The 25,041-nt window shown below is 71.1% G+C and carries 19 protein-coding genes; 5 read left to right on the top strand and 14 right to left on the bottom strand.

The genetic code is table 11. The features are described 5' to 3' along the window. Positions 1 to 11: 11 nt before the first annotated feature. The 3 genes from FLX08_RS42070 to dacB all read left to right on the top strand — a co-directional run bounded on the left by FLX08_RS42070 (position 12) and on the right by dacB (position 3,257). Positions 12 to 905, top strand: coding sequence for a CAP domain-containing protein (locus FLX08_RS42070; protein WP_244312629.1), 894 nt, complete (start codon positions 12 to 14; stop codon positions 903 to 905). Between the two features lie 123 nt (positions 906 to 1,028). Continuing rightward, positions 1,029 to 1,562 carry a DUF1707 and FHA domain-containing protein gene (locus FLX08_RS14190; RefSeq protein WP_142619297.1) on the top strand — a complete coding sequence of 178 codons (534 nt, stop codon included), beginning with the start codon at positions 1,029 to 1,031 and terminating at the stop codon, positions 1,560 to 1,562. An 81-nt stretch (positions 1,563 to 1,643) separates the two neighbouring features. Next, positions 1,644 to 3,257 (top strand): D-alanyl-D-alanine carboxypeptidase/D-alanyl-D-alanine endopeptidase, encoded by a 1,614-nt coding sequence (gene dacB, locus FLX08_RS14185; protein ID WP_208761440.1) that lies wholly within the window; start codon positions 1,644 to 1,646, stop codon positions 3,255 to 3,257. A gap of 129 nt (positions 3,258 to 3,386) precedes the next feature. On the opposite strand, the gene ilvC is transcribed toward dacB, so the two are convergent. The 5 genes from ilvC to FLX08_RS14160 form a co-directional block, all read right to left on the bottom strand. Then, entirely contained in the window at positions 3,387 to 4,379 is a 993-nt protein-coding gene (ilvC, locus tag FLX08_RS14180; protein WP_142619326.1) for a ketol-acid reductoisomerase, read from the bottom strand. 57 nt (positions 4,380 to 4,436) lie between these two features. Then, positions 4,437 to 4,961 (bottom strand): acetolactate synthase small subunit, encoded by a 525-nt coding sequence (ilvN, locus tag FLX08_RS14175; protein ID WP_142619296.1) that lies wholly within the window; start codon positions 4,959 to 4,961, stop codon positions 4,437 to 4,439. A 55-nt stretch (positions 4,962 to 5,016) separates the two neighbouring features. Further along, positions 5,017 to 6,837, bottom strand: a complete 1,821-nt coding sequence (locus FLX08_RS14170; RefSeq protein WP_142619295.1) for an acetolactate synthase large subunit — start codon at positions 6,835 to 6,837, stop codon at positions 5,017 to 5,019. 361 nt (positions 6,838 to 7,198) lie between these two features. Further along, positions 7,199 to 9,985, bottom strand: a complete 2,787-nt coding sequence (locus FLX08_RS14165; protein ID WP_142619294.1) for a putative bifunctional diguanylate cyclase/phosphodiesterase — start codon at positions 9,983 to 9,985, stop codon at positions 7,199 to 7,201. A 189-nt stretch (positions 9,986 to 10,174) separates the two neighbouring features. After that, positions 10,175 to 11,107 carry a 2-hydroxyacid dehydrogenase gene (locus tag FLX08_RS14160; RefSeq protein WP_142619293.1) on the bottom strand — a complete coding sequence of 311 codons (933 nt, stop codon included), beginning with the start codon at positions 11,105 to 11,107 and terminating at the stop codon, positions 10,175 to 10,177. Positions 11,108 to 11,173: 66 nt separating this feature from the next. On the opposite strand from FLX08_RS14160, the gene FLX08_RS14155 reads away from it, so the two are divergent. Then, the gene (locus tag FLX08_RS14155; RefSeq protein WP_142619292.1) at positions 11,174 to 12,331 is read left to right on the top strand and encodes a PQQ-dependent sugar dehydrogenase; all 1,158 of its coding nucleotides are present in this window, start codon (positions 11,174 to 11,176) and stop codon (positions 12,329 to 12,331) included. A gap of 112 nt (positions 12,332 to 12,443) precedes the next feature. On the opposite strand, the gene FLX08_RS14150 is transcribed toward FLX08_RS14155, so the two are convergent. From FLX08_RS14150 to FLX08_RS14120, 7 genes are all read right to left on the bottom strand, one after another. After that, positions 12,444 to 14,411: a VanW family protein gene (locus FLX08_RS14150; protein ID WP_142619291.1), complete on the bottom strand. Its 1,968-nt coding sequence runs from the start codon at positions 14,409 to 14,411 to the stop codon at positions 12,444 to 12,446. Between the two features lie 408 nt (positions 14,412 to 14,819). Beyond that, on the bottom strand, positions 14,820 to 16,328 hold the full coding sequence (gene gatB / locus FLX08_RS14145) for an Asp-tRNA(Asn)/Glu-tRNA(Gln) amidotransferase subunit GatB (RefSeq protein ID WP_142619290.1): 1,509 nt from the start codon (positions 16,326 to 16,328) through the stop codon (positions 14,820 to 14,822). Continuing rightward, complete coding sequence (locus FLX08_RS40590) at positions 16,321 to 16,785, bottom strand: DUF4276 family protein (protein WP_167530408.1); 465 nt, start codon at positions 16,783 to 16,785, stop codon at positions 16,321 to 16,323. Before FLX08_RS40590 ends, gatB begins: the two co-directional genes overlap by 8 nt. 169 nt (positions 16,786 to 16,954) lie before the next feature. After that, entirely contained in the window at positions 16,955 to 18,175 is a 1,221-nt protein-coding gene (locus FLX08_RS14135) for an AAA family ATPase (protein ID WP_142619288.1), read from the bottom strand. A gap of 25 nt (positions 18,176 to 18,200) precedes the next feature. Further along, positions 18,201 to 19,691 carry an Asp-tRNA(Asn)/Glu-tRNA(Gln) amidotransferase subunit GatA gene (gene gatA, locus FLX08_RS14130; protein ID WP_142619287.1) on the bottom strand — a complete coding sequence of 497 codons (1,491 nt, stop codon included), beginning with the start codon at positions 19,689 to 19,691 and terminating at the stop codon, positions 18,201 to 18,203. Next, on the bottom strand, positions 19,688 to 19,987 hold the full coding sequence (gene gatC, locus FLX08_RS14125) for an Asp-tRNA(Asn)/Glu-tRNA(Gln) amidotransferase subunit GatC (protein ID WP_142619286.1): 300 nt from the start codon (positions 19,985 to 19,987) through the stop codon (positions 19,688 to 19,690). The genes gatA and gatC overlap by 4 nt, the downstream gene beginning before the upstream one ends. 236 nt (positions 19,988 to 20,223) lie before the next feature. Then, positions 20,224 to 22,293, bottom strand: a complete 2,070-nt coding sequence (locus FLX08_RS14120; RefSeq protein WP_142619325.1) for a putative bifunctional diguanylate cyclase/phosphodiesterase — start codon at positions 22,291 to 22,293, stop codon at positions 20,224 to 20,226. Between the two features lie 359 nt (positions 22,294 to 22,652). On the opposite strand from FLX08_RS14120, the gene FLX08_RS14115 reads away from it, so the two are divergent. Continuing rightward, positions 22,653 to 24,071 (top strand): glycoside hydrolase family 6 protein, encoded by a 1,419-nt coding sequence (locus FLX08_RS14115; protein ID WP_142619285.1) that lies wholly within the window; start codon positions 22,653 to 22,655, stop codon positions 24,069 to 24,071. Positions 24,072 to 24,255: 184 nt separating this feature from the next. On the opposite strand, the gene FLX08_RS41355 is transcribed toward FLX08_RS14115, so the two are convergent. Both FLX08_RS41355 and FLX08_RS14110 read right to left on the bottom strand, forming a co-directional pair. Beyond that, entirely contained in the window at positions 24,256 to 24,459 is a 204-nt protein-coding gene (locus FLX08_RS41355) for a PhzF family phenazine biosynthesis protein (protein WP_208761438.1), read from the bottom strand. Further along, positions 24,372 to 24,827 carry a PhzF family phenazine biosynthesis protein gene (locus FLX08_RS14110; RefSeq protein WP_208761437.1) on the bottom strand — a complete coding sequence of 152 codons (456 nt, stop codon included), beginning with the start codon at positions 24,825 to 24,827 and terminating at the stop codon, positions 24,372 to 24,374. Before FLX08_RS14110 ends, FLX08_RS41355 begins: the two co-directional genes overlap by 88 nt. Positions 24,828 to 25,041 lie beyond the last annotated feature (214 nt).

Genomic DNA, 25,041 nt, shown 5'->3' with positions numbered 1-25,041 from the left:
GAGGAATGATCGTGAACAGAGCGCTCGGAGCGGTCCTGTGCCTCGGGAGCGTCGCGGCCGCCGGCATGACGGCGGCACCCGCTCAGGCCGAGGCCTGGCACGCGGGCTGCCGGGTCGCCGCCGCGAAGCCGTATGTCAGCGTGGACGGCAAGATCCGCGCGGCGGGCTCGCGGGCCGGTTGCGTCGACAACGCCCGTTTCCGGGTCCGGATCGTGAAGAGCAGGCCGGGCCCCGACCGCGTGATCAAGAGCGGCTCCAAGGTGGTCAGGAACGCGCGCGTCACCGTCGCGCTGACCTGCGTGGACGGCGCGTACTACAGCGTCGTCACCGACTATCGCGGCCACGTGTCGCGCTCGAAGCCGGTGCGCCTCGACTGCGACATCCCCACCCCGGTTCCCACCGCGACCTCCGCCCCACGTCCCAGCGGCGCCCCCTCCGCCGTCCCCAGCACCGCCCCCGCCATGAGCCCCTCCGCGAGCGCCCCTGCCGCGCCCAGCGCCTCTCCGACGAGCGGCTCGGCCGTGGGCACCGCCATCGAGAACGAGGTGGTGCGCCTCACCAACGTCGAGCGGGCGAAGGCGGGCTGCGGCCCGCTGAAGCACGACGCGCGCCTGCGCGCCGCCGCGTACGCCCACTCGGCCGACATGTCCGCGAAGAACTACTTCGACCACACCTCGAAGGACGGCCGCTCCTTCGCCGACCGCATCACGGCCGCCGGCTACACCTGGCGGGCCGCGGCGGAGAACATCGCCAAGGGCTACGGCACGGCCCAGGCCGTGGTCCAGGGCTGGATGAACAGCCCCGGGCACCGGCAGAACATCCTCAACTGCAACTACACCGACATCGGGGTCGGGTACGTCGCCGCGGGCGGCCCGTACTGGACCCAGGACTTCGGCCGGCAGTAGAGACGCGCCCACGGCGCAGGGAGCGGGGACGCCACGCCCGGCGCCCCCGCTCCCACCCCGGGATCGACGGGGAATACGGCAGTCTTCTGGACACCTCGGACCACTGCGACGGATACTCCTTTCATGAGCTCTCCCCCGGTTCGCGCCTCGGACGGGGACCGCGAGCGTGCGCTCAGCGAGCTCCGCGACCGGGCCGCCGAAGGACGCCTGTCCATGGAGACCTTCGTCGGCCGGGTGGACCTCGCGCTCCGCGCTCGCAGTCGCAACGAGTTGGACGAGCTGATCTCCGACCTCCCGCACCGCGGGCGGTGGCGCAGAAGGATCACCGACGCCGTCGCCTCCGTGTCGGAGCTGAGCAGCCGGATCGAGTCCGCCTGGCGGCGTCCCCGGCTGCCCCGGCTCGCCCTGCCCACCGACGGCCGGGCCCGCTACCTGGTCGGCCGCGGCTCCTCCTGCGACCTCGTCCTCGCCGACCTGACCGTCTCGCGGGTGCACGCCGAACTGCGGCGGGAGCACGACTCCTGGCTGCTCGTCGACCTCGGCTCGATGAACGGCACCCGGCTGAACGGCTGGCGCCTGGTCGGCCCCGCGTCCGTGCGGGCCGGCGACGAGGTGGCCTTCGGCGACTGCGTGTTCCTGGTCTCGATGCCCGCCTGATCGCTATACGTACATTTCCGTATTGCCGCCCTGGCACGGCTCACCGACGATCGCGGAAAGCCACTCACCCGGGAGCGGACTGTGCGGTTGTCACGACGTATCACGATCATGCTGGCCGGTGCCGTCCTGGCCACCGGAATCGCGGGCTCCGGCGTCCCCGCCGGGGCGCGGGGTCCGGCCCCCGGCATCGCGGACCTGACCCGCGACCTCGACCAGATCCTCGCCGACTCCCGGCTGGCCCCCGCGCGGGCGGGCGTCGCCGTACGTGCCGCCGCCACCGGCGAGGAGCTCTACTCCCTCGACGCGGACAAGCTGTTCGCGCCCGCCTCCAACACCAAGCTGCTCACCTCGGCCGCCGCTCTCGACACGCTCGGCACGGACTTCCGGTTCACGACCGACGTGCTCGCCGCGTCCAAGGCGGGCCGTACGGTCGCCGGCGACCTCACGCTGCGGGGCACGGGCGACCCCACCATGCTCGCCGCCGACTACGACGCGCTCGCCGCCAAGGTCGCGGCGGCCGGCGTCAAGGTCGTCACGGGACGGCTGCTCGCCGACGACACCTGGTTCGACGACGTACGGCTCGGCACCGACTGGGCCTGGGACGACGAGCCGTACTACTACGCCGGGCAGATCTCGGCGCTGACCGCGGCGCCCGACACCGACTACGACGCGGGCTCGGTGATCGTCTCGGTTGCGCCAGGAAGCGGCCCCGGCAAGGCCGCAAAGGTGTCCACCACCCCGGCCACCGGCTACGTGACGATCGTGAACAAGGCCGTCACCGGCGACGAGACGGACGTGCTCGTCGAGCGGCAGCACGGCACCAACACCGTCGTGGTCAGCGGCACGGTCGCCGAGCCGTACGACGAGTGGGTCGCGGTGTGGGACCCCACGCTCTACGCGGCCACCCTGTTCCGCGAGGGGCTGGCCCGGCACGGCGTGAAGGTGCTCGGGCCGACCGTACGCGGGACCGCCCCGGCGAAGGCCGTCACGGTCGCCGCACGCCGGTCGATGCCCCTCGGCGAGCTGCTCGTGCCGTTCCTGAAGCTGAGCAACAACATGCACGCGGAGATCCTCACCAAGGCGATGGGACGCAAGGTCTCCGGCGCGGGGACGTGGGCCGCCGGACTCGCCGTGACGACCGCGTTCGCGCAGGCGAACGGCGTGAAGACGCTGCGGCTGCGGGACGGCTCGGGCCTGTCGAGGGTGGACGCCCTGACGCCCGCCGGGATCACGGCCCTGCTCGCGGCGGTGCGCGGCAAGCCCTGGTTCCCCACCTGGTACGCCGCCCTGCCGATCGCGGGAGAAGCGGAGCGCATGGTCGGCGGGACGCTGCGCAGCAGGATGGGCGGCACGGCGGCGGCCGGGAACGTGCACGCCAAGACCGGCTCGCTGACCGGCGTGACCGCGCTGTCGGGCTACGTGACCAGCGCGGACGGCGAGCCGCTGGTCTTCTCGGTCATCAGCAACGGCTACCTGTCCGGCCCGCCGCGCGACCTCGAGGACCGGATCGCCGTGAGGCTGGCCCAGTTCACCAGGAACGCCCCCGTCGACGAGACGGCGAACGAAACGGTGGACGAGACGGCGGACGCGCGCGGCGTGGCGCCGGAATCGACACCGCAGGAGGCCGGCCCGGTGTCCCGGCGGCCCTCGGCCGGTGACCTCGAATGCTCCTGGCTCAAGCCCGCCCGCTGCTGACCCGCCCGGCCCCGGCGCCGACCGGCGAGGCCAGTGCCGGCCGGCGGGAGGCGTGAAACGCGACGCGGCGCCGCTCCCCACCCTTCCGGGCGGGGCGCGGCGCCGCGGTCACGCGAGCGTTCGCGAGCCTCAGGCCTGCTCGCCCTTGAGCCAGCTCATCATCGGGCGGAGCTTTGCGCCGGTCTGCTCGATGGGGTGGCCCGCCAGCTCCTCGCGGTAGCGCTTGAAGTTGGTCTGGCCGGAGTCGAACTCCTCGACCAGCTCGCGGGCGAAGCGGCCGTCCTGGATCTCGTCCAGGATGCGGCGCATCTCCTTCTTGGTCTCCTCGTTGATCACGCGCGGGCCGCGGGTGTAGCCGCCGTACTCGGCGGTGTCGGACACCGACCAGTACATCTTGGAGATGCCACCCTCGTACATGAGGTCCACGATCAGCTTCATCTCGTGGAGGCACTCGAAGTAGGCGACCTCCGGCTGGTAGCCGGCCTCGATCAGCGTCTCGAACCCGGCCTTGATCAGCTCGGAGACGCCGCCGCACAGCACGGCCTGCTCGCCGAACAGGTCGGTCTCGGTCTCCTCGGTGAAGGTCGTCTTCAGCGCGCCGGCGCGGGTGCCGCCGATGCCCTTGGCGTACGACAGCACGAGCGGCCAGGCGTTGCCGGTGGCGTCGCGCTCGACGGCGACCAGGCAGGGCACGCCGCGCCCGGCCGAGTACTGGCGGCGGACCAGGTGACCCGGGCCCTTCGGCGCCACCATGGCCACGTCGACGCCCGCCGGGGCCTCGATCAGGCCGTAGCGGATGTTGAGGCCGTGGCCGAAGAACAGCGCGTCGCCCTCGACGAGGTTCGGCGCGACGTGCTCGGCGTACAGGTGCCGCTGGATGTGGTCCGGCGCGAGGATCATCGTGAGGTCGGCCTCTTCGACGGCCTCGCCCGGAGACAGCACGCGCAGCCCGTCGGCCTCGGCCTTCTCGCGGCTCTTCGAGCCCTCGGGCAGGCCGACCCGGACGTCCACCCCCGAGTCGCGCAGGCTCAGGGCGTGCGCGTGGCCCTGGCTGCCGTAACCCAGAACCGCGACGTGGCGGCCCTGGATGATCGACAGGTCGGCGTCGTCGTCGTAGAAGATCTCAGTCACTTGCTTGCCTTTCACGGGTTGTCCGTCGCGACGTGCCTGCCATGGGAGCTATGCGCTGCGGTCGAGGGCGCGAAGCGAGCGGTCGGTGATGGAACGGGCACCGCGGCCGATGGCCACCATGCCCGACTGCACGAGCTCCTTGATGCCGTACGGCTCAAGGACCCGGACGAACGCCTCCAGCTTGTCGGTCGTCCCGGTGACCTCGATCGTGACCGCGTCCGTAGCCACGTCAACGCAACGCGCCCGGAAGAGGTTCACGAGTTCGAGGACGTGCGACCGGCTCTCCGAGTCGGTCCGCACCTTGATCAACATCAGCTCGCGCTGCACCGACTGGCTGTTGTCGAGCTCGACGATCTTGATGACGTTGACCAGCTTGTTGAGCTGCTTGGTGACCTGCTCCAGCGGGAGGTCCTCCACGTTGACGACGATGGTCATCCGCGAGATGTCGTCGTGCTCCGTGGGCCCGACCGCCAGCGAGTCGATGTTGAACCCGCGGCGGCTGAACAGGGCGGCGACCCGGGCCAGCACGCCCGGCTTGTTCTCCACCAGCACGGACAGCGTGTGGCGACTCATGCTTGCTCCATCTCCTCGCGCTGCTGGTCGTGAACGGGTCGGGCCTGGGCGGGGCTCATTCTCCACCCTCCCAGTTCGGCGCCATGTCACGGGCGTACTTGATGTCGTCGTTGCTCGTGCCGGCCGCGACCATCGGCCAGACCATCGCGTCCTGGTGCACGACGAAGTCGACCACCACCGGCACGTCGTTGATCTCCATGGCCTTGCGGATCGTGTCGTCCACGTCCTCCGGACGCTCACACCGCAGGCCGACGCAACCGTACGCTTCGGCGAGCTTCACGAAGTCGGGAATCCGCTTGGGCCGCTGCAGGTCGGTGTTGGAGTAGCGCTCGTCGTAGAACAGGGTCTGCCACTGGCGGACCATGCCGAGGTTGCCGTTGTTGATGACCGCCACCTTGATCGGCACACCCTCGATCGCGCAGGTCGCCAGCTCCTGGTTGGTCATCTGGAAACACCCGTCGCCGTCGATGGCCCACACGACCTTGTCGGGGCAGCCCATCTTCGCGCCCATGGCGGCCGGGACGGAGAAGCCCATCGTGCCGGCGCCGCCGGAGTTGATGAACGTCCCCGGGTGCTCGTACTTCACGAACTGCGCGGCCCACATCTGGTGCTGGCCCACGCCCGCGGTGTAGATCGCCTCCGGTCCCACCAGCGCGCTCAGCCGCTCGATCACGTACTGCGGGGCCAGCGAGCCGTCGGCGAACTCCTCGTAGCCCAGGGGGTAGGTCTCCTTGTAGCCGTTGAGGAGCCGCCACCACTCGGCATAGTCGCCCTTGCGGCCCTCGGCCTGCTCGGTTCGCACCGCCGTGATCAGGTCCCCGATCACCTCGCGGCAGTCGCCCACGATGGGGACGTCGGCGTGCCGGTTCTTGGAGATCTCCGCGGGGTCGATGTCGGCGTGGATGACCTTGGCGTGCGGCGCGAAGCTGGACAGCTCACCGGTCACCCGGTCGTCGAAGCGGGTGCCGAGCGCGATCAGCAGGTCGGAGCGCTGCAGGGCGCCGACGGCGGACACGCTGCCGTGCATGCCGGGCATGCCCATGTGCTGGGGGTGGCTGTCGGGGAAGGTGCCCCGCGCCATCAGCGTGGTGACCACCGGGATGCCGGTCAGCTCGGCCAGCTCAAGCAGCTCGGCCGCGGCCCGCGCCTTGTGCACGCCGCCGCCGACGTAGAACACCGGCCGCTTGGCCTCGGTCATCAGCCGGGCGGCCTCGCGGATCTGCTTGGAATGCGGCCGGGTCACCGGGCGGTAGCCGGGAAGCTGCATGACCGGCGGCCAGGAGAAGGTGGTGGTGGCCTGCAGGGCGTCCTTGGCGATGTCCACGAGCACCGGCCCCGGACGGCCGGTCGCGGCGATGTGGAACGCCTCGGCGATGGTCCGCGGGATGTCCTCGGCGTTGGTGACGAGGAAGTTGTGCTTGGTGATCGGCATCGTGATGCCGGAGATGTCGGCTTCCTGGAACGCGTCGGTCCCGATGAGCGGGGTGGAGACCTGGCCGGTGATCGCGACGATCGGCACCGAGTCCATGTAGGCGTCGGCGATCGGGGTCACCAGGTTGGTCGCCCCCGGGCCGCTGGTGGCCATGCACACCCCGACCCTGCCGGTCGCCTGCGCATAGCCCTCGGCCGCGTGGCCGGCGCCCTGCTCGTGCCGTACAAGCACGTGCCGGACCTTGGTCGAGTCGTAGAGGGGATCGTAGGCGGGGAGAATGGCCCCGCCCGGGATCCCGAACACCGTGTCGACCCCGACCTGCTCCAGCGCCCGCACGAGGGCCTGGGCACCTGTCATTTTCTCGGTCATCGGCTCGTTCCTTGTGGCTGAGCTTGCTTCTGGCTGGGCTGCTTGGCGTGACTCCTGGCATAAAAAATGCCCCATCCGCTGAGCGGAGCTGGGGCGCGCGCAGGACCTAGTGCTTCGTCAGGCTGCGCGCCTGCGAAGTACTACGAGAATCCCACCGCTATGCATGGCTACAACGATGTCCGATGGAGCGCCTCCACGTCAAATCATCTGGGACGCCCGTCTCGCCATCCAAGACACCCACAACGGACTCCCAGGCTATGCGACCCGCCACGCGCCCGGCACGATCCCGCGCCTCCGGCACGGCACACCGAGCGACGCGGGAAACGCCTACCCCTGCGCGCCTCCGGCACTGTGCCCTCTGGCGCGCCTCCGGCACGACGCTGTGCCCTCTGGCGCGCCTCCGGCACTGTGCCCATGGCGCGCCTCCGGCACGACGTCAGGCGGTGTTCTGGAGGGTCGTGCTCGGCATCAGGGAGTCGACGCCCCGTGCGGTCATGGGGCGGGCCACCAGATAGCCCTGGCCGCGCGTGCAGCCCATCTTGCGCAGGAGGTCGAGTTGCTCGGGACGCTCGATGCCCTCGGCGACGACGATCAGCCCGAGGTCGTTGCCGAGTTGCACGATCGTCTTCGTCAGCAGGGTCAGCGTGTCGTCGCGGCCGAGCCCGGAGACGAACGACGGGTCGATCTTGATCATGTCGACCGGCAGCTGCCGCAGGAACGCGAGCGACGCGTAGCCGGTGCCGAAGTCGTCGATGGCCAGCCGTACGCCGAGGGTCCTCAGCTCCGACAGCCTGCTGATCATCTCGCCGGCGTCCTCGACCAGCATCTCCTCGATGACTTCGAGGGTCAGCACGCTGGCGGGCAGCCCGCTCTCGCTCAGCGCCTCCGCCACGGTCTCCACGAAGCGCGGGGCCATGATCTGCCGCGCGGACAGGTTCAGCGCCAGCCCGATGTCCCATGACGACGCGCGCCAGGCCGCCACCTCGCGGCACGCCTCGCGCAGGATCCACTCGCTGAGCGGCACGATGATCCCGGTGTCCTCGGCGGGCCCGAGGAACTGCTCGGGCGGCACGAACGTGCTGCCCCGCCACCAGCGCACCAGCGCCTCGACGGCGGTCACCTGCGACGTGGCCAGGTCGACCACGGGCTGATACTCGATCGCGAACTGGTTCTCCAGCAGCGCCCGCTGCAGGTCGGAGGCGATCTCCAGGCGGCGCAGGACGTCGGCGTGCATGTGGGTGGCGAACACCTCCATCCGGCGCCCGCCGAGCTCCTTGGCCCGCGACATCGCCACGTCGGCGTTGCGCAGCAGGTCTCCGGGCGGCAGGTCCTCCTCGGCGAAGGCCACGCCGACGCTGGCCGTCAGCGCGATGTCCCGATCCGCGACCCGGAACGGCTCGTTGGAGACCGCGCGGACGAGCCGCTCGGCCAGGTCGATGGCGGTCTGCGCGTCGGTGCCGCCGGACCCGCCGCCCTCCAGCAGCACCGCGAACTCGTCCCCGCCCCACCGGGCGAGCGTGTCGTCGGCGCGTACGGCCGAGCGCAGGCGGCGGGCGGCCTGGCCGAGCAGGTGGTCGCCGCTGGCGTGGCCGACGGAGTCGTTGACGGAGGTGAAGCCGTCGAGGTCCAGGAAGATCACGGCGGTTCCGCCGGCGCCGCGGCGGGTGAGCACGTCCCGGGCGCGCTCCTCGAAGTAGGCCCGGTTGGGCAGCCCGGTGACCCCGTCGTGGAAGGTCAGGTGGGTGACCTGGTTGCGCAGGGCCACCTGGTGGCTGAGGTCGCGGATCGTGACCAGGACGAGGTCGTCGTCGCGTACGTGCCGGGCGGCGACGGACTCGGTGGGACGCCAGGTGCCGTCGGAGGCGCGGAACCGGCAGGAGATGCGGGTGCCGCCCCCCTGTGCCGCCCCGTCCTCCTGCGCCGGTCCACCCTCCTGATCCGGCCCGTCGTCCTCGTCGTCCATCATGCGATCGAGGAGCGCCTGTACGGCCGGCACGTCCTCGGGGTGGATGTAGTCGAAGATCGGCCGGAAGGCGAGGTCGTCGGGGCAGTAGCCGTACGTCGTCTCGAGGCCGGGACCGACCTCCTGGATGACCCCGCGTGGATCGCACACCAGCACGACGTCGCCGGTGTTCTCGGCGAGCCTGCGCAGTTGCTGCTCGCCGACGTCCACCAGGCGGCGCATGCCCGCGGTCTCGACCAGGAGCACGAACAGGCGGCCGAGCAGGACGAGGACGACCGAGGCGGCCACGATCACCAGGGCGGCGTCGCGGCTGTTGCCGATCGCGTACAGGGTGGCGACCAGCGTGGCGGCGGCGACCAGCACGAGCGGGGTGGCGGCCGTCAGCGCGGCGGGCAACGGCCTGACCGGCCGGTCCTCGTGCACCCACGGGGCGACGGCGAGGACCAGCAGCATGGCCGGGACGACGAGCCCCGCCGCGAGCGGCGGCGTGTCGCCGTCGAGGCGGGCGAGGGCCGTGGCCAGCTCCGCCGCCGTTATCGCGGTGAGCAGACCCACGCCGGCGAGCCCGACCACCCGGTTGCCCGATCGGGAGGCCGCCACGGCCGGTGTCACGGCGCAGGTCGCGAGCAGGCAGACCACGGGCAGCGCGAGCGCGACGAAGAACGCTCCGGTGTCCTCCGCCTTCCGGAACGCCGGGCCGAGCACGGCGACCCAGGCCACGGCGAAGACCGACGCCGCGCCCAGGTAGGCGTCGGCCGCCTGGCGTATCACCCCGCGTGTGAACGCGGGTGGTTTCACCGACATGCCGCAGCCGATCGCGAGCAGCACCGAACCGACGAGCATGAGCAGGTCGGCGAAGGTGAGCACGAACGGCGTGCCGTCGGCCACGGGGCGTACGCCGACGCCGAGGAGCCAGGTCAGCGACCCGGCGGCCATCCACCGCCACGCGCCGGGCTGGCGCCGGTGGGCGGAGACGACACGGGAGGCGGCCATGATCAGCGAGATGGCCGCGAGCAGGCCGGTGACGACTCCCGCGACCGCGGTCACGACCGGTGCCGAGCCTCCGGTGACCAGGGCCACGACGACCGCCACCGCGCCGAGCCCGGCCGCGGTGGTGAGTGGGACCCGGGGGTCACGCCTGCCGTTCACGCGCGTCGCCTCTGCACCTGTCGCCGATTCGTCTCCGGCTGTCGTGTCCGCCGGGGTTTCGGCCGAGTCCGGAGTCGTGTCAGCGTCGCCGGATTCGGTGGGGTGTGCCATCACTGCCCCTCCCGTTCTCGACTCGGCTTTACTCTCCCTGTCACATGGCCAGTGTGCGCACTCCCGCTGATCGAGAGGGGGACAACGAGCGAGTCGTCACCTATCTGATAACCAGCCGCGCACGCTGAGCTTCACCGTACGCACCCCAGGTCACGAGGCAGCCACGTTCCGGAATCCTTAACGGAGCGGTCAGTAATGCCCGGTGATCATGTTATCGAGTGGACGGCCCGTCAGATGACGGATCACCTGTTCCCGCACCAGCTTCCGCGTACGCCGCACCGAAGCGGGCGTGCTGCCGGCGATGTGCGGGGTGATGAAGACCCCCGGCGCGGTCCACAGCGGGTGGTCGGACGGCAGCGGCTCGACGGGCGTGACGTCGAGCGCCGCCCGCAGCCTGCCCGCCCGCAGCTCGGCCAGCAGCGCGTCGGCGTCCACGACCGACCCGCGCGCGGCGTTCACCAGCAGCGCGCCGTCCTTCATCCGGGCGAGGAACCCGGCGTCCACGAGACCGGCCGTCCCCGGGGTGGCGGGCACCAGGAGCACGACCACGTCCGCTTCGGGCAGCAGCGCGGGCAGTTCGTCCTCACCATGGACATGGCCGTGGACGTTGCCGCGGGCCGTGCGCGCCACCCGGACGATGTCCACCTCGAATCCGGCCAGACGGCGTTCGAGCGCCTCGCCGATCGAGCCGTACCCGACGATCAGCACCGTGCTGTCGGCGAGGACGCCGGTGTGGTGGTAGGTCCATTCCCGCCTGGCCTGGGCGGCCGCGAAATCGGGGAACTCCCGCAGCATCGCGATCATCGCGCCCACCGCCCACTCGGCCGTGCCCGCGTCGTGGACGCCGCGCGCGTTGCACAGGACCGCCTTCGGCGGCACGTGCGGCAGGTAGGGCTCGACCCCCGCCGTCACGGTCTGCAGCAGACGGAGGCTGGTCATGCGGCCCAGGAGTCCGGGAATGTCCGGCACCGGGACCAGCGGAGGCACCCAGACCTCCACGTCCTCGGGCGGGCCGGGCAGCGGCGTCCGCCCGTCGTACACGACGCAGTCGAGGGCAGGGAGTCCTTCGGGCAGCCCCGTGAGTGCGTCGGCGATGTCCTGTGATGCGACCCAGATCTTCACAGGAACAAACCTAGGGAACCATCGGCCCGGCCAGCGAGTATGGGGTGCATGAGGAGGTCATCAGGGATGGCGAACAGGCACGGGGTGGGCGCGGCGCTGCTGGGGGCGGCCCTTCTGACGGCGACCGCGGCGTGTGCGCCGGGCGAGGAGGGCGGGGGCAGGACTCCCCCGCCGCTGTCCGCCGCGAGCGACGACACGGGCGCCGCTGCCGCAGGCGGTGGCGAGGGTGCGACTCCGGGCGGCGGTGAGACGAGCGTCGCCCCGGCCGCGCCGCGCACGCTGGTCACCGGCCTGAGCGTGCCCTGGGCGATCGCGTTCCTGCCCGGCGGCGACGCGCTGGTGACCGAACGCGAGTCGGCGCGGCTGCTGCGGGTCACCCCGGGCGGCCAGGTCCACGAGGCCGGCGTGATCGAGGGGGTGGCCGCCAGCGGCGAGGGCGGCCTGCTGGGCGTGGCCGTCTCGCCCCGCTACGCCGACGACCACTACGTCTTCGTCTACTTCACCGCCCAGGACGACAACCGGATCGTCCGCTACCGCTATGACGGGCGGCTCTCCGACCGGAAGGTGATCGTCAGCGGCATCCCGAAGGGGGCCATCCACAACGGGGGCCGCCTCGCCTTCGGCCCCGACGGCTACCTGTACGCCTCGACCGGGGAGACCGGCGAACGCGGCATGGCCCAGGACAGGAACTCGCTCGGCGGCAAGATCCTGCGCATGACGGCGGACGGCCGGCCCGCCCCGGGCAACCCCTTCGGGACCCTCGTGTGGACCTATGGGCACCGCAACGTGCAGGGCATGGCCTGGGACGACCGGGGGCACATGTACGCCACCGAGTTCGGCCAGAACACCTACGACGAGATCAACCTCATCGAGAAGGGCGGCAACTACGGCTGGCCGGAGGTCGAGGGGGTGGGCCGCCGGTCCGGATACACCGATCCCCTGCTCACCTGGTCGACCGACGAAGCGTCGCCGTCCGGCCTCGCGTACGCCTCGGGGGCGCTGTGGGCCGCGGCACTGCGCGGCGAGCGCCTGTGGCGTGTGCCGGTGGACGCCTCGGGCCGCGCCGGGCGCCCCGCCGCGCTCTACAGCGGCGAGTACGGCAGGCTGCGCGCGGTGGCCACCGCGTCCGACGGCACGCTGTGGGTGGGCACCAGCAACCGGGACGGGCGCGGCTCCCCCAGGGACGGCGACGACCGGATCCTGGTGGTGCGGCCCTCCCCCTGACCGATCGGCACTGATCGATCGGCACTGATCGATCGGCACTGATCAGCGCCCCGTGGTCAGCGCCCCGCAATCAGGCACCTCGTGATCACGCCTCGTGGTCAGCGCCTCCTGGTCAGCGGCAGATGACCGCGGCCTGGGCGTGGTAGGAGGTGCGGAAGGTCTGCCGGGAGACCACCTCGCCGTTCTGCCGCAGCACCCGCGTCACGGCGGCGGTGAAACCGGGCTGCCCCTGTGTCGTCACGCAGCCCGGCCCCTGACCGGTCACGGCGGGCAGCTCGACCCGCTGCCCGACGACCGGTTCCTGCACGTCCACGTCGTACCGCTTGGTGCTCCACAGCGTCACGGTCAGCGAGGTGCCGCTCGTGGACGCATGGACGAGCACGCCGTATTGCGAGTCGTTCCTCCAGCGCAGGTCGGGGCCGGGGAAGGAGACGGCGGCCTCGGTGCCGATCGGCAGCTGGGAGGCGTGGACGTCGGGCGGGGTGTGCTCGCCGAGCCGGAGCCCGGCGCGGATCACGGCGTTCAGCAGGGTGGTCGCGGCCTGGGTCATCCCCGCCGCCTCCGTGCCGGCCCGGCCGCGGATCATGGTGGGGCCGATGCCGTCGAACCCCGCGGCCGCGGTGCGCGGGCCGACGACCTCGTTGAACGAGAACGTCTCCCCCGGCGCCACGAGGCGGCCGTCGAGGAGCGCGGCGGCGGTGCGGATGTTGCCCGCGCTCTGGGGACAGCAAGCGTAGGAGGTGGTGAAACGGCCGATCTCCTCCCGGATTCCCATCCGCTGCGCCGCGTCGTCGGTGATCCGTGGCGGGCCGTTCACGACCGACACGGCCACCGTACGGTCGCGGCCGTCGAGGGCGGCCAGCGCGTCGGCGGCGAGACGATCGGTGTCCACCCGGTCGCCCGGCCTGCCGGGCACCAGGACCGGCCGGCCGTCCTTGACCGTGAAGGCGGCGTCGCGGGCCACCCGCGAGGGGCCGACCAGCGTGGGCTCGACGCCCGCGATCGCCGCCACGGCGTCGAAGTGCGGCCGCAGGACCGCCCCGTCGGGCGCGAACGTGAGGTATCGCGCCAGTGTGGCCGGTGACAGGCTGACGGATGCGGCTCCGTTGGTCAGCGTGAGCGGCGCGGCCACCGCACGTCTCGCCCACTGCAGGGCGCGCCGCACCTCGGCCCGGGTGATGTGCGGCAGATCCCGCGACGTGGGCACCACGATGACGGCCACGGGGTCGAGATATCCCCGGACGATCTGGTCGGCCGTCGCCTTCCTGTCGATGACGCGGCCGACCCGCGGATAGATCGGGACCGGGGTGACCCCCTCGAACGAGACGTCGCCCTCGCGCCCCGGGTGTTCCAGCGGCGCGGCGACGAACCTGGCCACCGCCTCGTCGAGTTTGCGGCGGTCCACCGACACGACGGGCTTCACCTCTCGGGTGCCGGTCAGCGCGTTCCACACCTCCAGGGGGTTGGGAAAGCCGCCCGGCGCGGCCCGCACCGTGGCCTCGGCGTCGAGCATCAGACCGGCCTGCTGCGGGTCCACGGTCAGCCGCCGCGTGCCCTGCCGTACGATCACCGGCGTCCTTGCCTGCGCGTACAGGCGTTCGCGCAAGGTGGCGACGGCGTCTGCCCTGCTCTGCCCGCCGATGTCCACGCCGAGCACGGTCGTGCCGGGCAGCACCTTCCCCGCCATGAAGACGGCCGGCACGAGATAGAGCAACAGGAGCAACGCCGCCAGGCCGATCAGCGCACGGCGGAGCGTACGGCCCTGCGGGACGGGGTCGTAGAGGTCGTCGGGATCCAGCGACGGGACGACGGCGGGTTCCTCACGCGCCGGGCGCTCCGGCACCCGCCAGGGCTCGACCGGCTGAGCCGGCGGCGGGATGCTCCCGCCACCGGACGGCTTGGCGGCCGGAGCGGCGGGAGCGGGAGATCCGGCGAAGATGTCGGCCGACACCCCTTGGGGGAGGGCCGAGACCCCGCGGGGCAGCGAGGTGACGCGGCGCACCGGATGTTTGTGCGGAGGAGCGGACGCCGCCCCGGACGGATCCGTGGGCGGATCGACGGACGCTCCGGCGTTGCGCACGCCTCGGTCTCCTCCAGCTCAAGGTCAACTGCGATCAGTTAACCCTAAACGGCCTCCGCTGGATATGTCCCTGAGCAACACCTTCCGCGCTCGCCGGAAAGGTCGCTTTCCGTGCACAAGACGCGATTTTTCACCGACATCGCTTTCACCGGCAGCACTGTTCGGAACAAACCGGAACAAATCGAAGCGGGTCGGGAAAGGCCGACGGCCGGCCACGCGGAACCGCGCGGCCGGCCGTTCTCGCCTTGCCGTGGGACCCCCGCCGAGGCGTGTCCTCAGAGCGCTGCTCTCAGGACACGGGTTCTCAGGACACGGGTTCTCAGGACACGGGTTCTCAGGGCACGGGTTCTCAGGGCACGGGTTCTCAGGGCGCGGGTTCTCAGGGCACGGGTTCTCAGGACCGGGTGCTCAGCCCTGGACGCCCAGCTTCTCCAGGATCAGCTCGCGGGCCCGGCCCGCGTCCGCCTTGCCCCGGCTGGCCTTCATCACGCCGCCGACCAGCGCGCCCACGGCGGCGATCTTTCCGCCGCGCACCTTCTCTGCGGCGTCGGCGTTGTCGGCCAGCACCTGGTCGATGATCGCCGAGAGCTCACCCTCGTCGCTGACGACCTGGAGCCCGCGCTTGGCCACGACCTCGTCCGGGCCGCCCTCGCCGGCGAGCACGCCCTCCAGCACCTGGCGGGCCAGCTTGTCGTTCAGCGCACCGGAGGCGACCAGCTCGGTCACCCGGGCGACCTGCGCCGGGGTGATCGGCAGGTCGGCGAGCGCCGTCGCCGACTCGTTGGCCCGCCGGGCCAGCTCGCCCATCCACCACTTGCGCGCGTCGGCGGCGGGAGCGCCCGCGGCCACCGTCGCCTCGACCAGGTCGATCGCGTCGGCGTTGTGCATGGCGGCCATGTCCAGGTCGGACACGCCCCACTCCTGCTGGAGCCGCTTGCGCCGCGCCGACGGAAGCTCGGGCAGCGCCGCCTTCAGCGACTCGACCCAGGCCGGGTCGGGCGCCATCGGCAGCAGGTCGGGCTCGGGGAAGTAGCGGTAGTCCTGCGCCTCCTCCTTCGACCGCCCGGAGGTCGTCTGGCCGGTGTCCTCGTGGAAGTGACGGGTCTCCTGCACGATCCGGCCGCCCTCGGCGAGGATGGCCGCCTGGCGCTCGATCTCGCCCCGCACCGCCCGCTCGACGCTGCGCAGCGAGTTGACGTTCTTGGTCTCCGTACGGGTGCCCCACTCCGACGAGCCGCGCGGCATCAGCGAGACGTTCACGTCGCAGCGCAGCGAGCCCTGCTCCATCCGCACGTCGGACACGCCGAGCGAGCGCATCACCTCGCGCAGCTCGGTGACGTACGCGCGGGCGACCTCGGGGGCGAGCCGGTCGGTGCCGGCGATCGGCTTGGTCACGATCTCCACGAGCGGGATGCCGGCGCGGTTGTAGTCGACGATCGAGTAGTCGGCGCCGTGGATCCGCCCGGTCGCGCCGCCCACGTGGGTGGACTTGCCGGTGTCCTCCTCCAGGTGCACCCGCTCGATCTCCACGCGGACGATCTTCCCGTCCACCTCGACGTCCAGGTAGCCGTCCGTGCACAGCGGCTCGTCGTACTGGCTGATCTGGTAGTTCTTCGGCATGTCCGGATAGAAGTAGTTCTTCCGGGCGAACCTGCACCACTTGGCGATGGTGCAGTTGAGCGCGAGGCCGATCCGGATCGTCGACTCGATCGCCTTCTCGTTGGCCGTCGGCAGCGAGCCGGGCAGCGCCAGGCACACCGGGCAGACCTGCGTGTTCGGCGGCGCGCCGAAGGCCGTCGGGCAGCCGCAGAACATCTTCGATTCGGTGCCCAGCTCGACGTGCGTCTCCAGCCCCAGCACCGGCTCGAAGCGCTCCAGCGCCTCGTCGTACGGCATGAGCGTCGCGGTATCAGCCATGCTGGTAACCCAGTCCTTCCAATGCTTCGATCATGTCATTCCACCATTGCTGGAAGGCGGCCACCTTCCGCAGTTCAGCGATGCCGGCGGTCTCCGCCACCGACACATAGAAGTTCTGGAGCACGCCGTTCCCGTTCGGATTGAGACCGGCCCCCGCGAGCAGCGCGTCAATAACCGCCTTCGGGTTGCGGCAGGACTCCACTTCCGGCCCAGTCACGACCGACCGATCAAGCCTACGCACGTTGAGCACCCTCACGAGGGCCGCCGCGTCGGCGAGCACCCAGGCCTCCGTCTCCCTCATCGGCACAACGGCCACCAGCGGCTCCTCGAAGTCACTCGCCTGCCAAGTCTGCCGCATGCGTTCCAGCACAGGACCCGACTTGGCCGGTGGAGCTCCGTCATGGTGATAAAGGACCACGTCGAACGTTCCCCGTTCCCGATCCAGGGCTCTGAGCACCGGCTCAGACTTTGGTTGCCCGCCTTCGGCAGGCTGCGTACCTCCTGCACCTCCCTGCAGGCCGGGAAGGACTCGATCACGAGGTCCTCCAGGGCCCGGCGCAGCAGGATCGGCAGGAACCAGTCGTCCGACGGTCCCTCCCTGATCAGGACGCAGCTGAGGCTCCGCATCAGACCGGTTCCTCCACCCCGGCCCGGAACCTGTCGAGCTCGGAGTCCGTGACCCGCGGCCATCGCTCGCCGTCCCCGCGTACCGCGCCGTCATCTTCGCGCAGCCGTCGCACCCGGCTTACACGGCTGGCGACAGCGCCCTCCAGGATGGTCGTCATGTCGAGGAAGGCGATGTTCTCCCGCGGTACCGCGTCAAGCACCACCGGAGAGTGACTGGTGAACAGGGCCTGCCGTTGCAGAGGCCGGCCCGGGCCGGACGTCACGGCTTCGTCTTCGCCCGTGACCAGCTCCCGGGCGAGACCGAGCAACTGACGGAGTCTCTCCGGGAAGACGCCGTTCTCCGGCTCCTCGATCACCGCGGTTCCGTCGTCGTGCAACGCGGCCAGGATCGCCAGCATGCGCAGCGTTCCGTCGGACGCGAACTCTGCGTCCAACCCCCGGTCGTAGGGCGAGGCGAACTCGAGCCTGACGTCCCTGCGGCGCTTGTCCTCGACGATCTCGAAATCGCTGATCTCTCTCACCAGTCCGACGAGGTGCATCTTGATCTCGCCGACCACGCCGAGCGGCCTGTTCTCCGAAGCCGTCTCACGCGCCAGAAATCTCAGGTAGTTCGGCAGGTTCCGGCCAGTGGAGTCCATACGACGGGGTCCGCCGAGCTCACTCGCCCCACGTAGGGAGCCCGCTTCCAAATGCAGGGATCTGACCTGCGCCAACTCGTGCTCGATATCGCTGACGACCTGCCAGTCCGCCTTCGGAGAGCTGGGAAAGTACTGCAGTGCGGATCTTCTGCCCGATACGACCCACTCGTGCTCCATCGAGGGGATGACCCGTCCGGGTGACGACAAGGAGACGAGTCGCTGCGTCTCGATCGTGATCCCTTCGAGCTCCCCTTCGGGCACCGCCCACGCGAAGCACACCTCCCAACGCCAGCGGCTGCTCAGCGAAGAGCCTCGCGCCGGGAGAAGGAGTTCCAGCGCGAAACGCATCCGGTCGACGCGGCTGCCGTCGCCACGCTTGCGGAAAAGTCCCCGCGCGTCGCCCCGTACTTCCGACACTGCGGCGTCCACGCCGCGGGTCCCTGCCGTCGCGACGAACGTCAGCGCATCGAGGAGGTTCGACTTGCCGCTGGCGTTGGTGCCGATGAGCACGAGGAAAGGCGGCAAATCGAGCGCGAAGTTCTCGAAGGACTTGAAGCCGTCGATCTCGATGCGGGTGATCATGCCGCCGTTCCCCTCCTCTCGGCGACTAGAGCGCGGGCGCGCGGGACAGCAGCGGGCCGCCCCACCGGCTCTCGAAGGCCTTCTCCACGGCGGCGCCGACCCGGTAGCAGCGGTCGTCGGCCAGGACCGGGGCCATGACCTGCAGTCCGACCGGCAGGCCGTCCTCGTCGGCCAGGCCGCACGGCACCGAGATCGCCGCGTTGCCGGCCAGGTTGGTCGGGATGGTGCACAGGTCGGCGAGGTACATCGCCATCGGGTCGTCGGCCCGCTCCCCGATCGGGAACGCAGTGGTCGGCGTGGTCGGCGAGACCAGCACGTCCACCTGCTGGAAGGCCGCCTCGAAGTCCCGCATGATCAGCGTGCGGACCTTCTGCGCCTGCCCGTAGTAGGCGTCGTAGTAGCCGGACGACAGGGCGTAGGTGCCGAGCATGATGCGCCGCTTGACCTCGGGCCCGAAACCGGCCGCCCGGGTCAGGGCCATGACCTCCTCCGCGCTGCGGGTGCCGTCGTCGCCGACGCGCAGGCCGTATCGCATGGCGTCGAAGCGGGCCAGGTTGGACGAGCACTCCGACGGCGCGATCAGGTAGTACGCGGGCAGCGCGTAGGAGAAGGTCGGGCAGGAGACCTCGACGACCTTGGCCCCGAGGGACTCCAGCAGTTCGACGGCCTCGTTGAACCGGGCGAGGACGCCGGGCTGGTAGCCCTCCCCGCCGAACTCCTTGACCACACCGACCCGCATGCCCGCCACGTCGGCGTGCCGCGCGGCCTCGACGACCGGCGGGACCGGCGCGTCGATCGAGGTCGAGTCGAGCGGGTCGTGGCCGGAGAACGCCTCGTGCAGCAGCGCCGCGTCGAGCACGTTGCGGGCGAACGGCCCGGGCGTGTCGAGCGAGGACGCGAACGCGATCACCCCATAGCGGGACGAGCCGCCGTACGTCGGCTTCATGCCGACGATGCCGGTCACCGCGGCGGGCTGGCGGATCGAGCCGCCGGTGTCGGTGCCGGTGGACAGCGGCGCCTCGTAGGCGGACACCGCGGCCGACGAACCTCCGGAAGAACCGCCGGGGATCCGGGACAGGTCCCAGGGGTTGTGCGTCGGGCCGTACGCCGAGTTCTCCGTGGACGACCCCATGGCGAACTCGTCCAGGTTGGTCTTGCCGAGGATCACCAGACCGGCCTCGCGCAGGCGGCGGGTCACGGTCGCGTCGTACGGCGGGCGCCAGCCTTCGAGGATCTTCGAGCCGGCGGTCGTCGGCATGCCGGTCGTGGTGAACACGTCCTTGTGCGCGATCGGCACCCCGGCCAGCGGCCCGAGCGTCTCACCGGCGGCGATGCGCTCGTCGATCGAGCGCGCCTGCGCCAGCGCGGACTCGGCGTCCACGTGCAGGAAGGCGTTGACCCGGCCGTCGACCTCGGCGATCCGGTCGAGATGGGCCTGGGTGACCTCGACGGCGGTGACCTCTCGGGAGGCGACCAGCGCGCCGAGCTCGGCGGCGGTCTTGCGAATCAAGCTCATTCTTCCTCCCCGAGGATCCGCGGCACGCGGAATCGGTCGTCCTCCACCGCGGGCGCGCCGGACAGGGCGCCCTCCGGCGTGAGGCCGGGCCGTACGACGTCGGGCCGGAACACGTTGGTCAGCGGAAGCGCGTGCGAGGACGGCGGAATGTCGTCGGCCGCCACCTCCGCGACACGGGCGACGGCGCCGACGATCTGGTCGAGCTGGGCGGCGAAGTGGTCGAGCTCGTCGTCGGCCAGTGCCAGCCGGGACAGCCGGGCGAGGTGAGCGACCTCATCGCGGGTTATGGCGGACATGAGTCGTCGAACCCGTTTCATGATGGAGATTGGACCTACCCATCCTAGGGCTCGTCGCCGAGCGCGGCCGAACCGACGACGGCGCGTCACATCGTCTTAACGCGACTCCCGCATCGTGGCCGGCGCCCTGCCGCGCCCCTCAGCGCGGACTGCCCAGCGCGGACTGCCCAGCGCGGACTGCCCAGTGCGGACTCACCAGTGCGGCCTGCCCAGTGCGGACTCCCAGTGCGGCCTGCTCAGTGCGGCGCGAGCCGGGCGCCGCCGGTCTCGCGGTCGCGGAAGGCCGCACTGAGCCGGCCGCGCAGCCACGTGGTCGCCTCGCTCGCGGGCATGGGCTTGGCCAGCCACCAGCCCTGACCCGCCTGGCAGCCCATCTCGCGCAGCAGCGTCGCGACCTCCGGCGACTCGACCCCCTCGGCCACCGACCTCAGCCCGAGGGACCGCACGAGGTCGATGATCGAACGGACGATCCGCTCGTCGTCCGGCGACTCCCCGAGCCGCCGTACGAACGACGCGTCGATCTTGACCTCGGAGACCGGGAGCCGCTGGAGCCGTACCAGCGAGGAGTAGCCGGTGCCGAAGTCGTCCAGGGCGAGCTGGATGCCGAGACCGGCCAGGGTGCGGATCGTCTCGGCGCTGTAGGCCTGATCGGTCATCAGGATGCGCTCGGTGACCTCCAGACGGATGGCCTCGGGAGGCAGGTCCAGCTTCTCCAGCCCGGACTCCAGTTGCTCGGGCAGGCTCGAATCCAGGAGGTCGCGGGCCGACACGTTGACCGAGACCGGCACGTCGATTCCCGCGTGCCACCAGCGGGCCGCCTGCTGCAGCGCGTGGCCGATGACGTGCTGGGTGAGCTCGCGCATCAGGTAGGACTGCTCGGCCAGCGGGATGAACTCGGCGGGTGAGATGGGCCCGCGCACCGGGTGCCACCAGCGCAGCAGCGCCTCGATGCTCTCGACCCTGCCGTCCTCCAGGCTCACCTTGGGCTGATAGTGGAGCTCCAGCTCGTCGGCGTCGATCGCCCGGCGCAGGTCGCCGAGCAGGCTGAGCCGTTCCGGCGAGTTGCGGTCCTTGCCCGGCAGGTAGAACTCGACGCCCGTACGGCCCTCCTTGGCGAGGTACATCGCCACGTCGGAGCGCTGCATGAGCAGTTCGAAGTCCGGCGCGTGGTCGGGATAGAGCGCGATGCCGATCGACGCGTCGAGATCGAAGGTCATCCCCTCAAGGCGTACCGGCTCGGTCAGCGCGACCCGCAGCCGCGAGGCGACCTCCCTGGCCGCGTGGGCGTCCCTGATCGACGGCAGCAGCACCGCGAACTCGTCGCCGCCGAGCCGGGCGACCACGTCGCCCGGCCGCACGCTGTGGGTGAGCCGGTGGGCCACGATCTGCAGCAGCCGGTCGCCGACCGGGTGGCCCAGCGTGTCGTTGACCTCCTTGAAGCGGTCGAGGTCGAGCAGGAGCAGCCCCACCCGCTCGTGCTCGCGCGCCTCGGCCAGGGCCTCCTCGGTGCGCAGGATGAGCATCTTGCGGTTCGGCAGGCCGGTGAGCCCGTCGTGGGTGGCCTGGTGGTCGCGGCGCAGCGAGAGCGTCGCGGTGAAGTAGACCGCGGCCAGCGGCGCGACGAAGAGGGGCACCAGGGCCGTGGAGTGCGCCATCACGACCACGACGAGCGGCGCGAGCCCGAGCAGCGCCCCGTAGACGAGGGCCTGCGGGCCGATCGACGCCTTCATCACCCGGGCCAGCGGCCGGCGCTCGTGCAGCGCGACCGCCTGGCAGACCAGGATCGCGCGGACCGCGAAGTACGCCGACGCGGCCACCGCGATGGCCGGGATGTCCGCGCCGTCGGGCGTCCGGGGCGTGAGAGGCGCCGCATGCGCGCCGAACGCGGCGAAGGCCCCCGCGGCCGCCACGCAGGCCAGGGTCACCTGGGCGAGGTTGAACAGCACCCGGTGCCAGGCCCTGCGGTGCACCAGTCCGCTGACCACCACGGCGACCGCCTGCATCAGCGCAGCGGTCGGCAGGCCCTGGTACATCAGCACGGCGAAGGTGAACATCGTGGAGGCCGGCGTCCCCCCGACGAGCGTCGAGGAGCTGAACATGACCGGGCGCAGCTCGCCCAGCACGACCAGGACCGTCAGCATCCAGAACAGCGGAGTGCGGGCCACCTCGCCCAGTTCGCCGAAGCCGAGCCGCACCTGCGCGATCACCAGCGCGGTGACGCCGACGGCGGTGACCGCCGTCAGGTAGGCCCACAGGGGCGAGCCCGGGCGCGGTCCGGTGTCCCGGGTGTCGACGGGCGTGGACATTTCGCCCAGGTCGACGGCGGGCAGGAGGACACGTGGCACCCCGGCAAGCGGCATAAGACCGCGTGAAAGCGTCATCGGTAAGAAACCCCCCAAGAGGTCACTATGGGAGGGTACGACCTCTGGGCCACTTCGCGAAACCGCTTGGGCACACTCCGTCACCATGATTTCTGGAGATATCACGGTCTGACCGGAGTTGGGGTGAAAGTTTCAAGTGCTCCACAGGTCCGATCCCCCGCCCGCCTGCGCCTATTAGGTTGGCCGTCCAAACAAAACCTGAGCGACCCTTCTTGGACCCGCTGTTGGCTCCCTACCATCCAGAGGTGTGGGAGCGCTCCCACTCTACCGGACGGAGTATTTCCATGTCTCGCAGATTGACGGCAGCTGTACTGACAGCGGTCGCCACGGCCGCGGTGGGAGCGTCCGTGCTCACCTCCCCCGCCGCGCAAGCCGCCGACTCCGCCTTCTACGTCGACCCGACGACCAACGCGGCCCAGTGGGTGGCCGCCAACCCCGGCGACAGCCGCACCCCGGTGATCCGGGACCGCATCGCCGCCGTCCCGCAGGGCCGGTGGTTCGCCAGCTACAACCCCTCGACCGTGCGCAGCCAGGTCGACGCGTACGTCGGAGCCGCCGCCTCCGCCGGCAAGATCCCGATCATGGTCGTGTACGAGATGCCGAACCGCGACTGCGGCGGCGCGAGCGCGGGCGGCGCGCCCGACCACTCGTCGTACCGTGCCTGGATCGACCAGGTCGCCGCGGGCCTCGGCGGGCGGCCGGCCTACATCATCCTGGAGCCCGACGCCCTGTCGATCATGCCGAACTGCATGAACTCCTCCCAGCAGGCCGAGGTCCAGGCCTCCATGGCGTACGCCGGGAAGAAGTTCAAGGCCACCTCCTCGAACGTCAAGGTCTTCTTCGACGCGGGCAACGAGGCCTGGGTGGGCGCCTCCGACATGGCCAACCGGCTGCGCGGCGCCGACATCGCCAACAGCGCGGACGGCATCGCGCTCAACGTCTCCAACTACCGGTTCACCACCGCCACGGTCTCCTACGCCAAGAACGTCATCGCGGCCACCGGCCTGTCCTGGCTGAAGGCCGTGATCGACACCAGCCGCAACGGCAACGGCCCGGTCGGCAGCGAGTGGTGCGACCCGGCCGGCCGCGCCACCGGCGCCTGGAGCACCACGAACACCGGCGACTCGGCGATCGCGGCATTCCTGTGGGTCAAGCCTCCGGGCGAGTCCGACGGCTGCATCGCCCCCGCGGGACAGTTCGTGCCGCAGCGGGCCTACGACCTGGCCATCGCCGCCCCGTACACCCCCTCGCCGTCGCCGTCGCCGACCCGGTCCCCGTCGCCCTCGCCCTCGCCCTCGCCCTCGCCGTCTCCGTCTCCGTCTCCGTCCCCCTCGCCGTCGCCGACCCGATCCCCGTCGCCGTCGCCGTCCCCGTCGGCCTCGCCGACCTTCCCCGGCAACAGCGGCTGCACGGCGACCTACAAGGTCGTCAGCTCGTGGCAGGGCGGCTTCCAGGGTGAGATCACCGTGACCAACGCGGGATCTTCGGCGATCAACAACTGGACCGTGAGCTGGACGATGCCCGGCGGGCAGTCCATCACCCAGTCGTGGAACGCCAACCTGACCGGCAGCACCAGCGTCACGGCCTCGAACCTGAGCTGGAACGGCAACCTCGCCCCCGGCGCGAGCACCGCGTTCGGCTTCCTCGGCAACTCCAGCGGGACCCCGTCCACCCCGTCTCCGCTGGTCTGCACCACGACCTGATCCCCGCCGCATAGTCCAGGCGTGCCGTACGGACTCCCCACCCGTACGGCACGCCTTCGGCATGTCAGGACGGAATCTCCACGAGGCCGAAAGCGGCCAAGTCGATCACCGGCGCATCGCCGCCTCGGCCTTGGACGTGAAGCAGGCGGGTCGTCCTTCGTGAGGCGCTCGCGGGCGAGCTTGATCAGCCTTCGGACGCAACGGGCACCGCGGCGCCGGACACCCGGACCCTGGTGTCCCCGTCCCGCAGCTCCACCCGCAGCAGGCCGGGCCGTCCCATGTCGACGCCCTGGTGCAGGGTCAGCACGGCAGCGGGACCGGCCTTGCCGAGCTCCCGCAGGTACGCGCCGAAAGCGGCCGCGGCGGCCCCGGTGGCCGGATCCGCCACCTCAGCGCGTCGAGCGCCTGCGCCACGTCGAGCTCTCCGACCGGCTCGACGTACGGATCCACACTGGTCAGCGTCGCCCACAGCACGCCGTCGTCGTCCGCCGCCACGTCGACGGGTACGGTTCCCGCCTTCGTCTCGAAGACCAGGCCACCTGGGCCGATCCGCTCGGCGAGCGCGACCGCGGACGCCACCGTGGCGTGCCCGCAGAACGGCACCTCCCGCTTCGGGCTGAAATAGCGGATGGTGAACGTCCGACCGGCGTCGGTGAGACCTGCGGGAGCCTCGCTCAGAAAGGCCGTCTCCGGGTGACCCACCTCGGCGGCGACGGCGAGCATGTCCGCGTCGTCCAGACCGGCGGCGTCGAGCATTCCCCCGCGTCCAAGCCGCAGACGCCTTGACAATGTAAGATCACGTCTACGTTAGATCGCATCTACGTAAGAACGAGCCGACGGCCGAGAACGGCCTGCCGAGCGTCGCGCATCGAGGCCCCGAGGAGTTGCTCGCCGCCTGGCGGTAAGGGGCACCGCCCGTGAAACCGCCCGTGAACTCGGTGCCAAGAGACAGGGTCTCATGGCGCCCCGG

The sequence above is a fragment of the Microbispora hainanensis genome, from assembly GCF_006874475.1.
GTDB classification, from domain to species: domain Bacteria; phylum Actinomycetota; class Actinomycetes; order Streptosporangiales; family Streptosporangiaceae; genus Microbispora; species Microbispora hainanensis.
This window is presented reverse-complemented; position numbering and strand designations above follow the sequence as displayed.